Origin of the sequence: Corallococcus llansteffanensis, from assembly GCF_003612055.1 — a bacterium.
Classification (GTDB): domain Bacteria; phylum Myxococcota; class Myxococcia; order Myxococcales; family Myxococcaceae; genus Corallococcus; species Corallococcus llansteffanensis.
The window spans coordinates 1-15,300 of the sequence record NZ_RAWB01000209.1 but is presented as its reverse complement, the minus strand read 5'-3'; the positions used below and the strand labels follow the sequence as shown (position 1 = coordinate 15,300).

5 protein-coding genes are annotated in these 15,300 nt (G+C 72.3%); all 5 read left to right on the top strand.

Annotation, left to right across the window (positions count from 1 at the left end; genetic code table 11):
* The first annotated feature begins 14 nt into the window (after positions 1-14).
* Complete coding sequence (locus D7V93_RS20230) at positions 15-12,191, top strand: non-ribosomal peptide synthetase (protein WP_120644986.1); 12,177 nt, start codon at positions 15-17, stop codon at positions 12,189-12,191.
* Positions 12,192-12,196: 5 nt separating this feature from the next.
* The gene (locus tag D7V93_RS20225) at positions 12,197-13,003 is read left to right on the top strand and encodes a Gabija anti-defense Gad2 family protein (protein ID WP_120644985.1); all 807 of its coding nucleotides are present in this window, start codon (positions 12,197-12,199) and stop codon (positions 13,001-13,003) included.
* 12 nt (positions 13,004-13,015) lie between these two features.
* On the top strand, positions 13,016-14,161 hold the full coding sequence (locus D7V93_RS20220; RefSeq protein WP_341870946.1) for an acyltransferase family protein: 1,146 nt from the start codon (positions 13,016-13,018) through the stop codon (positions 14,159-14,161).
* A gap of 45 nt (positions 14,162-14,206) precedes the next feature.
* Entirely contained in the window at positions 14,207-14,947 is a 741-nt protein-coding gene (locus tag D7V93_RS20215; protein ID WP_120644983.1) for a YqjF family protein, read from the top strand.
* A gap of 46 nt (positions 14,948-14,993) precedes the next feature.
* A partial coding sequence (locus D7V93_RS44470; protein WP_158623797.1) for a DUF2089 domain-containing protein occupies positions 14,994-15,300 on the top strand: 307 nt, incomplete at its 3' end.

Here is a 15,300-nt window from a genome sequence, read left to right as displayed (position 1 = left end):
GCCCTGCCCTCCCCGTGTCCACGACGGTCCATGGTCGCGTCGAGGCCCAGGCGGCACGCACGCCGGACGCCGTCGCGGTGACGTTCGAAGGCCAGCACCTCACGTATGCCCAGCTGGAGCGACAGGCCAATCAGCTCGCCCACCGGCTGCGCGGGCTGGGCGTGCGCACCGGGGACCGCGTGGGGTTGTGCGTGGAGCGCTCGCTGGAGATGACGGTGGGCGTGCTCGGCATCCTCAAGGCGGGCGCGGCCTACGTGCCGCTCGACCCCACCTATCCCGCCGAGCGGCTGGCCCTGATGCGCGAGGACGCCGGCATCCGCGCGGTGCTGACCCAGGCGCGCCTGGAAGCCACGCTCCCGACGGAGCCCGGCGTCGCCGTGGTGCTGCTGGACGCGGAGGCCTCCGCGCTGTCGCTCCTGCCGGCGCACGCCCCCGACGTGGACGTGCCGTGGGAGTCGCCCTGCTACCTCATCTACACGTCGGGCAGCACCGGTCGGCCCAAGGGCGTGGCGATGTCGCACCACGCGCTGTCGCACCTGCTGGCCTGGCAGTGCCAGCGCTCGGTGAAGGCCGACGCCATCACGTTGCAGTTCGCGTCGCTGAGCTTCGACGTCTCGTTCCAGGAGATGCTGTCCACCTGGAGCGCGGGCGGCACGCTGGTGGTGCCCACGGCCGCGGTGCGCCGGGACATGCCCGCGCTCCTGCGCCTCATGGCGACCGAGGGCGTGGAGCGGCTGTTCCTCCCCTTCGTCGCGCTCCAGTCCCTCGCGGATGCCGTGGAGCACGGCGCCCCGCTGCCGGAGCGGCTGCGCGAGGTGGTGACGGCCGGTGAGCAGCTCCAGGTGACATCCGCGCTGGTGTCCTTCTTCGAGCGCCTGCCGGGTTGCGTGCTGGAGAACCAGTACGGCCCCACGGAGACGCACGCCGTCAGCGCGCACCGGCTGCCCGGGGCACCATCCTCGTGGGAGCGGCTGCCGTCCATCGGAGCCCCGCTGCCGGACACGCAGCTGTACGTCGTGGATGCGAGCGGCCAGCCCTGCCCGGTGGGCGTGCAGGGAGAGCTGCTCATCGCCGGCCTCCAGGTGACGCCGGGCTACCACGGGCGTCCGGACCTGACGGCCGAGAAGCTGATGCCGGATCCGTTCTCCTCCGTCCCGGGCGCGAGGCTGTACCGCACGGGCGACCGCGCGCGCTGGCGCGTGGACGGCACGCTCGACTTCCTGGGCCGCGTCGACCACCAGGCCAAGGTGCGCGGCTTCCGCGTGGAGCCTGGAGAGGTGGAGGCCGTCCTGCGCAGCCTGCCCGGCGTGCGCGACGCCGCCGCCGTGGTGCGCGAGGACGTGGCCGGCGACAAGCGCCTCGTGGGCTACGTGGTCCTCCCCGCCGACGCGGCGTGGGATCCGCAGGCCCTGCGGCACGTGCTCGCGAGCCGCCTGCCGGAGTACCTGGTGCCCTCCGCGCTGCTGCGCCTGGAGGCCCTGCCCCTCACGCCCAGCGGCAAGCTCGCCCGCCGCATGTTGCCCGCGCCGGACGCGGACAGCCTGCGCGGTGACGCGCCCTTCATCGCGCCCCGCACGCCGCTGGAGCAGACGCTGGCGGACGTGTTCGCGCAGGTCCTCGGAGTGCCGCGCCTGGGCGTGACGGACAACTTCTTCGCCCTGGGCGGCCACTCGCTGCTGGCCACGCAGGTGACGTCGCGCCTGCGCTCCGCCCTGCGGCTGGAGGTGCCGCTGCGCGAGCTGTTCGAGTCTCCCACCGTGGAGGGGCTGGCGCTGCGGCTCCAGGGGCGTCTGTCGACGACGACGCGCCGGGGTCCGTCCACGACCATCGCGCCGCGCGCCATCGAAGCCCCGGTGTCCTTCGCGCAGCAGCGGCTGTGGTTCCTGGACCAGCTCCAGCCGAACCTCCCGCTCTACAACATGCCCGCCGCGCTGCGCGTGGAAGGCCTGTTGAACGCGTCCGCGCTCCAGCAGGCCTTCACGGAGCTGGTGCGCCGGCACCAGTCGCTGCGCACCACCTTCCGCGCTCGCGACGGTCGGCCCGTGCAGATCATCGGTCCCGCCACGGCGTTCCCGCTGGCCGTGGAGGACCTGCGCTCGCTGGACGCGAACCGCCGCGAGGAGGAGACCCGGAAGCGGATCCACGAGGAGGCCCGCGCCCCGTTCGACCTGGCCCAGGGACCGCTCCTGCGCGCCGGCATCCTGCGCCTGGGTGAGCGCGAGCACCTGCTGCTCGTGACGATGCACCACATCGTCTCCGACGGCTGGTCCATGGCCGTGCTCATCCGCGAGATGGGAGCGCTCTACGAGGCCCTCGTCGCCGGGCGACCGTCGCCGTTGCCGGAGCTGCCCCTCCAGTACGCGGACTACGCGACGTGGCAGCGCGACGGGCTCCAGGGCGAGGTCCTGGAGGAACAGCTCGCGTACTGGCGCGGCCAGTTGGAGGACGCACCGCCGACCTCGGAGCTGCCCACGGACCGGCCGAGGACCGCGGACACGAACCAGCCCGGCGCGTCGCTGCCGGTGGTGCTGTCCCCGAAGTTGACGAAGGACCTGATGGCGCTGTGTCAGCGTGAAGGGGCCACGCTGTACATGGGCCTGCTCGCGGGCCTCCAGGCCGTGCTCGCGCGACACGCCGGCCAGGACGACATCTGCGTGGGCGCCCCCATCGCGGGCCGCACGCAGGCGGAGACCGAAGGCATCATCGGCTTCTTCATCAACACGCTGGTGATGCGCACGCGGCTGGAGGGCGACCCCACCTTCCGCGAGCTGCTCGGCCGGGTGAAGGACGTCACGCTGGGCGCCTACGCGCACCAGGACGTGCCGTTCGAGAAGCTGGTGGAGGTCCTCCAGCCGCCCCGGCTGCGCGGCGTGCCGCCGTTCTTCCAGGTGGCGCTCACGCTCCAGAACGCACCCACCGCCACGCTGACGCTGCCGGGCGTCACCTTCCAACCGATGGAGACGAGCACCAGCACGTCCCGCTTCGACCTGTCGCTCACGTTGTCCGAAGCCCCCACGGGCCTGCACGGCGCGCTGGAGTACCGGACGGACCTCTACGACGCGGAGACCGTCACCCGGTTGATGGAGCACCTGCGCCTGCTGCTGGAGGCGGCGGTGGCGCAGCCCGCGCGGCGCCTGTCCACGCTGTCGCTGCTCTCCGACGCCGAACGGCACCGCGTGCTGGTGGAGTGGAACGCGACCGCCGTGCCGTACCCGCGTGACACAGCCGTGCACGCGCTGTTCGAAGCCCAGGCCGCGCGCACGCCGGACGCGGTGGCGGTGGAGTTCCAGGGACGGACGCTCACCTACGCGGCGCTGGACCGCCGGGCGAACCAGCTCGCGTGGCACCTGCGCAAGAACGGCGTGAAGCCGGGCGCGCGGGTGGCCCTGTGCCTGGAGCGCTCGCTGGAGCTGGTGGTGGCCGTGCTCGGCATCCTCAAGGCAGGGGCGGCCTACGTCCCGCTCGACCCCGAGGCGCCCCTGGAGCGGCAGTCCTTCTTCCTGGAGGACACCGGCGCGGTGCGGGTCCTCACTTCGGAGGCGATGGCGCAGCACCTGCCCACCACCGCGCCCTGGCCGCTGGTGCTCGACGCGGAGGCCGCACGTCTCGACGCGGAGCCGGACACGGCGCTGGAGCCCGTATCGGGAGGCGATGCGCTCGCCTACGTCCTCTACACCTCCGGCACCACGGGCCGGCCCAAGGGCGTCTGCGTCCCGCACCGGGCCATCGTCCGGCTGGTGATGGGGACGGACTTCGCGCGGCTCGGCCCGGATGAGGTCTTCCTGCAACTGGCCCCGCTCGCCTTCGACGCCTCGACGTTCGAGCTGTGGGGCTGCCTGCTGCACGGCGGCCGGCTGGTGCTGGCGGATCCGGGAGCGATGTCGCTGGAGGCGCTGGGTCGCGCGTTGGACGCGCACCACGTCACCACGCTGTGGCTGACGTCCGCGCTGTTCGAGCAGATGGTGGCCACGCAGCCGGAAGCCCTGGCCCGGGTGAGGCAGGTGCTCGCCGGAGGCGACGTGCTGTCCCCCACGCGCGTGCGCGAGCACGTGGCCCGCGCGGGCCGGCTGGTGAACGGGTACGGCCCCACCGAGGGCACCACCTTCACCACCTGCCACGTCATGACCGACGCGGGCGCGGTGGAGACACCGGTGTCCATCGGCCGGCCCCTCGCCAACACGCGCGTGTACGTGCTCGACGCGTCCCTGCGGCCCGTGCCTCCCGGTGTGCCCGGAGAGCTGTACGTGTCCGGAGACGGGCTCGCCTGGGGCTACCTCCAGCAGCCCGCGCTCACCGCGGAGCGGTTCCTGGCGGATCCCTTCAGCACCGTGCCGGGCGCGCGGATGTACCGCTCCGGAGATCAGGCCCGCTGGAAGGCGGACGGCACGCTCCAGTTCCTCGGCCGCCGCGACACCCAGGTGAAGCTGCGCGGCTTCCGCGTGGAGCCGGGCGAAATCGAGGCCGTGCTCCTCGGACACTCCTCCGTGCGCGAGGCGGTGGTGGTGGCGCGCGACGACATGCCGGGGGGACGCGCCCTGGTGGCCTACGTGGTGCCCCGGGCCGGAGCCGCTTCGACGGCGCCGCTGCTGGACGTCCAGGCCCTGAAGCTCTGGCTGCGTGAACGGCTGTCCGAATACCTGGTGCCCTCCGCCATCGTCATGCGGGCCTCGCTGCCCGTCACACGCAACGGCAAGGTGGACCGCCGCGCGTTGCCCGCGCCGGAGGCCGTGGGCGCGAACGACACGAGCATCCAGCCGCGCACGGACACGGAAGCCCGGCTCGCCACGCTGTGGAACGAGCTGCTGGGAACGAAGGGCACGAGCGCTCACGACGACTTCTTCGACCGTGGCGGCCACTCCCTGCTCGCGACGCAGCTGCTGTCGCGCATCCGCGCCACGTTCGCGGTGGAGCCACGGCTGCAGGACCTCTTCGAAGCGCGCACGCTGGAGGCCCAGGCCGCGCTGCTGGATGCCTCCCTCGCTCGCGCGGTCAGGCTCCAGGCGCCGCCGCTGCGTCCCGTGCCGCGTCAGGGAGACCTGCCGCTGTCGTTCGCGCAGCAGCGGCTGTGGTTCCTGGACCAGTACCAACCGGGCCTCCCCATCTACAACATGCCGGTCGCGCTGCGGCTGCAAGGCGCGTTGGACGTGGCGGCCCTGGAGCGCGCCTTCACGGAGCTGGTGCGTCGCCACGAATCCCTGCGCACCACCTTCGCCACGCATGCGGGCACGCCCGTGCAGGTCATCGCCCCCAAGGCGCCCTTCCCCCTGTCGGTGGAGGACCTGCGGGCGCTGGCCGTGGAGGTTCGCGAACAGACCGCTGAACGACTCGCCCAGGAAGAGGCCCGTCAGCCCTTCGACCTCGCCCGGGGTCCGCTGCTTCGGGCGCGGCTGCTCTGGCTGTCGGAGCGCGAGCACCTGCTGCTCGTGACGATGCACCACATCGTGTCCGACGGCTGGTCCATCGCCGTGCTCATCCGGGAGATGGTCGCGCGCTACGCCGCCTCTATCACTGGCCAACCCCTGGCGCTGCCGCCGCTGCCCGTGCAGTACGCGGACTACGCCGTCTGGCAGCGCGAATGGCTCCAGGGTGACGTGCTGAAGGCGCAGCTCGATTACTGGCGCCACCAGCTTGCCGGAGCCCCCGCCGCGCTGGAGCTGCCCACGGATCGGCCGCGCACCGCGGACTCGCGTCAGCCGGGCGCGAGCTTCCACCTGATGCTGCCCCGGAAGCTGACGCAGGACCTGACGGCGCTGTGCCAGCGCGAAGGGGCCACGCTGTTCATGGGCCTGCTCGCGGGCTTCCAGGCCGTGCTCTCCCGCTGGGCGGATCAGGACGACGTCAGCGTGGGCACCCCCATCGCGGGCCGCACGCGCGAGGAGACCGAAGGCCTCATCGGCTTCTTCGTCAACACGCTGGTGATGCGCACGAGGCTGGACGGCGACCCCACCTTCCGCGAGCTGCTGGGCCGGGTGAAGCGCGTCACGCTGGATGCCTACGACCACCAGGACGTGCCGTTCGAGAAGCTGGTGGAGGTCCTCCAGCCGAAGCGTCAGGCCGAACGCACGCCGTTCTTCCAGGTGTCGCTGGTGATGCTCAACACGCCGACCGCGGAGCTGTCGCTGCCCGGCATGCGCATCGAGCCCAAGCCGGTGGACGCGGGCACCGCCATGTTCGACCTCTCCCTCACGCTCAATGAGAAGCCCGAAGGGCTCGAGGGCGGGGTGGAGTACCGCACCGACCTCTATGACCGGAGCACGGTCGAGCGCCTCATCGAACACCTGCGCGTGCTCCTGGAGGACGCCGCCGCCCATCCGGAGCGCCGCCTGTCCGACCTGGCCCTGCTCACGGAAGCGGAGCGGCAGCAGGTGCTCGGCGAGTGGACCCGTTCGCGCGCCGACTTCCCGAGCAATATGGCGGTGCACGCGCTGTTCGAGGTCCAGGCCCGGGCCACCCCGGACGCCGTGGCCGTGGAGCACGACGGCAGGACGGTCACCTACCAGGAGCTGGACGCCGGCGCCGATGCGCTCGCCCGACACCTGCGCACGCGGGGTGTCACCACCGGAGCACGGGTGGCGCTGTGCCTGGAACGCTCGCACGCGCTGCCCGTGGCGCTGCTTGCCACGCTCAAGGCAGGCGCGACCTACGTGCCGCTCGATGCCACCGCGCCGTCGGAGCGGCTCGCCTTCCAGTTGGAGGACGCGGCCGTCACGGTGCTCCTCACCGAGCAGCGGCTGCGTCCCGCGCTGCCCGCCTTCCAGAGCCGCATCATCGAAGTGGATGCCTCCTTCGAGGCCACCACTGCCACAGCCCCGCTCCCCGACGTGCCCGTGGAGCTGCCCGCCTACGTCCTCTACACCTCGGGCAGCACCGGCCAGCCCAAGGGCGCGCTCATCTCCCACCGCTCGCTGGCGAACCACGCGACGTGGATGGGAACCACCTTCGGGTTGGGCGCGGGCGACCGACAGCTCCAGCTCGCGGCCCTGGGCTTCGACGCCTCCGCCGCGGAGGTCTTCTCCACGCTGCTGTCCGGCGCCACGCTCGTGCTCGCGCCGCCCGAGGCGCAGCGTGACGCCTCGCTCCTGGCGGACACGCTGTCGAAGCAGCGCATCACCGTCCTCCAGGCCGTGCCCACCGTGCTGCGCTTCCTGGTGACGGAGCCCGCCTTCGCGAAGGCCCTGCACCTGCGCTGGCTCTTCTGCGGCGGCGAGGCCCTCACGCCGGACCTGGCCACGCGGCTGCGCGCGGTGCTGCCCACGGTGCGACTCGTCAACGCCTACGGCCCCACGGAGACGACCATCGACGCCACCTGGGCGCCTGTCACGGACGACGAGGCCAGCACCCCGCTGTCCATCGGCCGGCCGGTGGCCAACGCCCAGGCCTACGTGCTGGACGCCGCGCAGCGCCCGGTGCCCATCGGCGTGCCGGGAGAGCTGCACCTGGGCGGCGTGCCCCTGGCGCAAGGCTACCTGGGCCGCCCCGCCCTCACCGCCGAGCGCTTCATCCCCCACCCCTTCGCCACCGAGCCCGGCGCCCGGCTGTACCGCTCCGGAGACCGGGCCCGCTGGCTGTCCGACGGACGCCTCCAGTTCCTCGGGCGGCTCGATCACCAGGTGAAGCTGCGCGGCCTGCGCGTCGAGCCCGGCGAGGTCGAAGCCGCGCTCACGCAGCACCCCGACGTGCGCGAGGCCGCGGTGGTGGCGCGTGACGACGGAGCCCACGGCATCGCGCTGGTGGCCTACGTCGTCTCCCGCTCCGAGCGCCCCGTGGAGGCCGAAGCGCTGCGCACCTTCCTGCGGCGCACGCTGCCGGAGGCCCTGGTGCCTTCGACCTTCGTTCCCCTGGAAGCCCTGCCGCGCACCGCCAGCGGCAAGGTGGACCGCCGCGCCCTCCCCGCCCCGGAAGCCCAGCGCGCCAGCGAGGCCTTCGTCGCCCCGCGCACGGACACCGAGACCCGGCTCGCGGTGCTCTGGTGTGAGGTGCTCAAGCAGGAGTCGGTGGGCGCGACGGACGACTTCTTCGCGCGCGGCGGACACTCACTGCTCGCGACGCAGTTGCTGTCACGCATCCGCACGGCCTTCCAGGTGGAGCTGCCGCTCCAGGTCCTCTTCGAGGCCCGCACGCTGGGAGAACAGGCGCAGCGCGTGGACGCCCAGCTCCAGGGCGGCGCGTCGCTCCAGGCGCCCCCGCTGCGTCCCGTGCCCCGCGAGGCGCGCATGCCGCTGTCGTTCGCGCAGCAGCGACTGTGGTTCCTCGACCAGCTCGAACCGGGCACGTCCACGTTCAACATCCCCATCGCCCTGCGGGTGGAGGGAGCCCTGGACGTGCGCGCGCTGGAGCACTGCTTCCAGGAGGTGATGCGCCGGCACGAGTCCCTGCGCACCGTCTTCCAGGAAGGCCCCGAGGGCCCGTCCCAGGTCGTCCTGCCCGCGCTCGCGCTGCCGCTCGAACAGGTGGACCTGCGCCTCCTGCCCCCGGAGGCGCGCGACGCCGAGGCGCACCGGCTGGAGGTGGAGGAGGCGCTGAAGCCCTTCGACCTCGTCCGGGGCCCGTTGCTGCGGGCCCGGCTCCTGCGGCTGCGAGAGGACGCGTATCGGGTGCTGCTGACGATGCACCACATCGCGTCGGACGGCTGGTCCATGGACGTGTTGGTGCGGGAGGTCGGCGCGCTCTACGTCGCCCATCAGCAGGGCCGGCCTTCGCCGCTGCCTCCCCTGACCATCCAGTACGCGGACTACGCGGTCTGGCAGCGACAGTGGCTGCGAGGCGACCTGCTGGAGAAGCAACTGGATTACTGGCGCCACCAGCTCGCGGGAGCCCCGGCCGTGCTGGAGCTGCCGTTGGACCGTCCCCGTCCCGCCGTGCGAGCCCACCGGGGCGGCACGGTGGTGCGGACGACGGAGCCGGCCATCACCACGGCCCTGGAGACGTTGGCCCAGCGGGGTCGCGCGACCCTCTTCATGGCGCTGATGGCGGCCTTCCAGGGCCTGCTGCACCGCTACAGCGGACAGACGGACGTGGTGGTGGGCACGGACATGGCCAACCGCGACACCGCGGAGACCGAGTCGCTCATCGGCTTCTTCATCAACCAGCTCGTGGTGCGGCTGCGCATGGACGGCAACCCCACCTTCCTGGAGCTGCTGGAGCAGACGCGGCGCGTGTCACTGGGCGCCTTCGCGCACCAGGACCTGCCCTTCGAGGAGGTCGTGCGCGCCGTGAACCCGGAGCGCAGCCGCGCGCACGCGCCGCTGTTCCAGGTGAAGCTCATCCTCCAGAACACGCCGCACACAGCGCTGGAGCTGCCCGGCCTGACGCTGAGCGTGGACGGGGCGAGCAGCACCGCCGCCGCGAAGTTGGACCTGACCGTGTCCCTGAGCCCCACGCCCGAGGGCCTGGTGTGCGCCTGGAGCTACGACCGCGACCTCTTCAACGAGGCCACCATCGAGCACATGGCGGAGCGCTTCCAGGCGGTGCTCGCGAGCATCGTCACGCACGAGGGAGCGCTGCGCCTGTCCGACTTCCCGCTGCTGCCGGAGCCGGAGCGTCAGCGGTTGCTCGGGGCGTTCAACGACACGGCGCTACCGTACGCGGAGCGCTGCATCCACACCCTCATCTCCGAACAGGCGGCACGGACGCCGGACGCGCTGGCGGTGGTGGCCCCGGACGGGACGCTCACCTACGCGGCGCTGGAGCGGTGGGCCAACCAGCTCGCGCACCTGCTCCAGCAGTACGGCGTCGCGCCGGAGACGCGCGTGGGCCTGTTCGTGGAGCGGCGGGCGCACGCGCTCGTGGGCCTGCTGGGCATCCTCAAGGCGGGCGGGGCCTACGTGCCGTTGGACCCGGGCGCGGCGAGCGCCCCGGAGCGCATGCGTCACGTGCTGAAGGGCGCGGGCGTGCAGGTCATCGTCACCGAGGAAGCGCTGGCGGACGAGCTGCCTTCACAGGGTGAGCTGCTGGTGGCCCTGGACGCCGAGGACGGGCTGCTGGACACGCAACCGGAGGAGGCCCCCGACACGGGCGTCCTGCCCGGTAACGCGGCCTACGTCATCTACACGTCGGGCAGCACCGGCCAGCCCAAGGGCGTTGTCATCGAGCACCGGCAGCTCGCCTGCTACGTGGCGGGCGTCAGCGAGCGGTTGGAGCTGCCCCAGGGCCTGTCCTTCGCGACGGTGTCCACGCTGGCGGCGGACCTGGGCCACACAGCCGTGTTCCCCACGCTGTGCGCGGGCGGCGCGGTGCACCTGGTGGACCGGGACACGGCGTCGGACGCGGGGAGGTTCGTGACGTACGGCCGTGCGCATGACGTGCAGGGACTGAAGATCGTCCCCACGCACCTGGAGGCACTGCTCGCGGCAGAGGATGCGAAGCGGCTGCTGCCGGGTCGCCGGCTGGTGCTGGGCGGAGACACGGTGTCGTGGACGCTGGTGGAGAAGGTCCACGCACTGTCACCCGACTGCGAAGTGTTCAACCACTACGGCCCCACGGAGACGACGGTGGGCGTGCTCGCGCAGCGGGTGGAGCGCGGCGGGCGCGTGGCCGGGACGCGGTCGGTGCCGCTGGGCAGGCCGCTGGGCAACGTGCGCGTGTACGTGCTGGACACGTACGGACAGCCGGTTCCCACGGGCGTGCCGGGCGAGCTGTTCATCGGCGGCGCGAGCGTGGGCCGGGGCTACCTGGGCCGGCCGGACCTGACGGCCGAGCGCTTCGTGCCGGACGGCTTCGCGACGGAGCCGGGAGCGCGCCTGTACCGGACGGGCGACCGGGTGCGGTGGCTGCACGACGGTCGCATCGAGTTCCTGGGCCGCGTGGACCACCAGCTCAAGATCCGCGGCTACCGCGTGGAGCTGGGCGAAGTGGAGGCCGTGCTCGCGCGCCATCCCGGCGTGGGCGAGTGCGTGGTGGTGGCTCGCGACGACGCCTCCCAGGGGCGACAGCTCATCGCCTACGCGGTGGGCCGCTTCGAGCAGGCCCTGGAAGAGTCAGCGCTGCGAGCCCACCTGACGGCGCGGCTGCCGGACTACATGGTGCCCGCGACGTTCGTGGTGCTGGATGCACTGCCGCGCACGTCCAACGGCAAGGTGGACCGCAAGGCCCTGCCTGAACCGTCGCGGTCCCCCGAGGACACCGGGCACGTCGCGCCCCGCACGCCCACCGAGCAGCGGCTGGCCGCGCTGTGGCAGGAGCTGCTGGGGGTGCCGCGCGTGGGCGTGCATGACAGCTTCTTCGACCTGGGCGGCCACTCGCTGCTGGCCACGCAGGTGGTGGCGAAGGCGGGGACGCTGTTCGGCGCGAGGCTCGCGGTCATCGACCTCTTCGAGGCGCCCACGTTGGAGGGGCTGGCGGCGCGCATCGACGCGGGCACGTCCTCGGACTCGCCGCTGGTGATGCTGCGCAAGGGAGGCGCCCGGACGCCGTTCTTCTGCGTGCACCCGGTGGGAGGCAGCGTGCTGGGCTACCTGGAGCTGGCGCGGCGCATGGATCCGGAGCAGCCCTTCTACGGCCTCCAGGTGCCCAAGGACGGCGCGGGCCCGACAGTGGAGGCCATGGCCACGCGCTACCTGGACGCCGTGCGCGGGGTGCAGCCGACGGGGCCATACCGCCTGGGCGGCTGGTCCATGGGAGGACGCGTGGCGTACGAGATGGCGCGTCAGCTCCGCCTCCAGGGCGAAGCGGTGGAGCTGCTCGTCGTCATCGACGCGATGGGCGAGGAGCCGGCCTCCACGCAGACCCTCACCCCGGACGAGGCGGTGGGTCAGCGGGTCCTGGAGTTCGCGGATCACCTCTCCCGGCTGGCGGACGTGCATCCGCGCGCGGTGGAGGTGCTGGGGCTGGTGGATCCGGTGGAGCTGCGCCAGGTGCTGGAAGGACCGCCCGGCGTGGGCGGGGCCCTGGGCCTGGAGGAAGCCGCGTGCGAGGAGCTGCGGGAGCTGTGGCACCACTTCAGTGCGAACCAGGGGGCCTCGCGGGCCTACGTCCCCGGGCCGTACGACGGAGCGCTGGTGCTGCTCCGGGCCGAAGCGGGTCCGGACGCCTCGGAAGACCTGGGCTGGGGACAGCACGTCCAGGGCGGGGTGACGGTGCACGCGGTACCGGGGGACCACTTCACCCTCATCCGCCCGCCCCACGTGGACGCACTGGCCGAGCGCCTGAGGACGTTGCTCGCCGCCCCGACGTCGCATGAAAGGGACGGGTAGCCGCCATGCCCCGACGCTTCACACGGGCCGAGGACGCGCAGCTGCGAGCACTCCTGGGCGCGACCGCCAGCAGCGATTCATCGGCGCTGGAGGACCGGCCGCCGGTGTCCTTCCGGGAGGTCCAGCACATCCTGGACCTGCCGGAGCTGCCGCACCTGCACCTGCTGGGCGAGGACACGTGGCTGCTGGGAGGCCGCCTCCTGCGGTGGCTCACGGGCGAGATGCGCTCCGGTGGGGACACGGGCGACTACGACCTGTTCTGCGGTTCGCTCGAAGCGCTGGAGCGGACGGCGAGGCGGATGCTGGACACGGGCTACACGCCCTGCCGCCGGAAGGTGGCCACGCAATGGGGCCCCTGGTTGAGGGACCGGGCCCTGGGCCGCGACGTCCACGCGCCCTGCGCCGGGGCGGTGTTCGAAGGGGACGGCGCGCTCCAGGAGCGGCTGCGACTGCGGCGGTTCCCGGACGGCCGGGAGATGTACGCGCTGGAGCTGCACTCACAGGAGGGGCACCTGCTCCAGCTCGTCCACATCCCGGCCCTCTTCGCCGGGGGAGGCGAACCGGTGCGCAACCAGCTGGCCTTCACGGACCTGAGCATCTGCCAGTTCCTGCTGGATGGTCAGCGGCTCCACGCGGGCCCGCACGCCTGGGCCGACCTCTTCCGACGCAGGGTCCGGGTGGTGCAGATGGTCCGCCCGCGCATCACCGCCGGGCGCATGGTGAAGTACGCCGGCCGGGGCTTCTGGCCCGAAACAGCAACGTTGCGAACGGTGACGAGGGCCCTGCTAGCATCGAGGCATCCCCCCCGCTGAAAGCCGCGTCCGCTGAACTCCACCGACTCGCGTCACCTCGCCGGCCTGGACCTGCTCCGGGGCCTGGCCATCGTCCTCGTCGTCCTCTTCCACTACCCGCGTCCGGAAGGTCACGAGACCTACCGGATGATCGCCAACTTCGGTTGGACGGGCGTGGAGCTGTTCTTCGTGCTGAGCGGCTTCCTCATCGGCTCGCAGCTCCTGGAGCCGGTGGCGCGGGGCGAGACACCGTCGCTGCCACGCTTCTACCTGCGGCGCGCGCTGCGCATCCTGCCGTCCTTCCTCGTCGTGCTGGGGCTGTACCTGTTCGTCCCGGCCTGGAGCGAGCGGCCGTTCATCGTGCCCGCGTGGCGCTTCCTCACCTTCACGCAGAACTTCGGGCTGCGGATCAGCGGCTTCTCCCACGCGTGGTCGCTGTGCGTGGAGGAGCACTTCTACCTGGTGCTCCCGCTCACCGTGCTCGCGCTGCGCGGACGGGTGCGGGCGCTTCATGTCCTCGCGGGCGCGGTGGCCGTGATGCTGGCCGGCATGCTCCTGCGCGGCGGCCTGTGGCTGCACCTCTTCGGGAGCCTGGGCCCGGACGACGAGGCGTGGCGCACCTATGACACGGTCCTCTACTACCCGACGTATGCGCGGGTCGACGGACTGCTGTGCGGCCTGGTGCTCGCGATGGTGCGCGTCTTCCGGCCCGCGGCGTGGGAGCGCTGGACGCACAGGCCGGGCGTGCTCGTGCCGGCCGTGGCGCTGCTGTGTCTTGGAGGTGCGGCCTTCGTGAACCAGCAGTACACCCGGGAGCTGTCCTACGCCGTGCTGGCGTTCCCCCTGGTCTCGCTCGGCTACGCGGCGCTGCTGGTGTCGATGGCGGGCCCCGCGGTCTCAAGCGTCTGTGCCCGCATCCCGGGCGTGCGGACCTTCGCGGCGCTGAGCTTCACCGTCTACCTCACGCACAAGTCCGTGCAGCACGCAGTGCGGGTCGCCCTGGAGCCCTACGGCCTGGACACGTTCCACGTCGTCACGTTGCTCGGGGGCGCCGTGGCGGTGCTGCTCGCCTCGCTGCTCCTGCACCACGGCGTGGAGCGACCCGCGCTGCGGTGGCGGGAGCGCCTGGAGCGGCGGCTTGTCGACGGCAAGCACCTGGGAGGACCTGTCACCCGCTGAGGCTGCCCTGGTCTCGCACGTACCGCGCGCGCTACACCTTCGCGCATGCGCCCCTTCCTGACGGCGACGTGGCGGTACCTCCTGATGCTCAACTACGAGGTGGACCCGGCGGTGCTGCGGCCCCTCGTGCCCCGTGGCACCGAGCTCGACTCGTGGCAGGGCCACACGTTCGCGAGCATGGTCGGCTTCCGCTTCCTCGACACGCGCGTGCGAGGCCTCGCGGTGCCGTTCCACCGGAACTTCGATGAAGTGAACCTGCGCTTCTACGTGCGCCGACAGGGCCCCGAAGGCTGGCGGCGCGGCGTGGTGTTCGTGCGGGAGATCGTCCCCCGACTCGCCATCGCCACCATCGCGCGCGTCCTCTACAACGAGCCCTACATCGCGCACCCCATGCGCCACACCGTGAGCATGGACGGCGCCGACACCGGCACGCCCGGCCACGTCGAATACGCCTGGAAGTCCCACGGCCGCTGGCACCAGCTGTCGGCGCGGACAGCCGGAAGTCCGGCGGAGAGCACACCCGGCTCGCAGGAGGAGTTCATCACCGAGCACTACTGGGGCTACACCGCCCAGCGCGACGGCGGCTGCGCCGAGTACCGCGTAGAGCACCCGCGCTGGAGCGTCTGGCGCGCCCAGGAGACGGCCTTCGACTGCGACGTGCCCCGCTTCTACGGCCCCGCCTTCTCCGAAGCCCTCCAGGGCACCCCCTACTCCGCCTTCGTCGCCACCGGCTCGGAGGTGTCCGTCTTCCCTGGAAATGAACTCCTCCCCTTGCCAAGCCCGTAGAAATCAATATTCTCAATCCACAAATTGTTTTTCTGAACCCCACGCCATGACGACCCCCAAGCCCACCTGGCCCGTACCGACCCGCTGTCCCGTCTGTGGAGGAGGCACCGTCGTGGAGCGGGTGCGCTGCGACGGGTGCGCTTCGGCGGTGGAGGGGCGCTTCACGACGGGCTGGGTGCAGCAGCTGTCGCCCGAACAGCTCGCCTTCGTGCGGGTGTTCATCGGCTGCCGGGGGAAGATCAAGGACGTGGAGCAGGCCCTGGGCCTCTCCTATCCGACGGTGGTGGCGCGCCTGGACGACGTGGTGGAGGCCCTGGGCAACACGCCGGGCGCACCGCCCGCGGCCCCGCCCC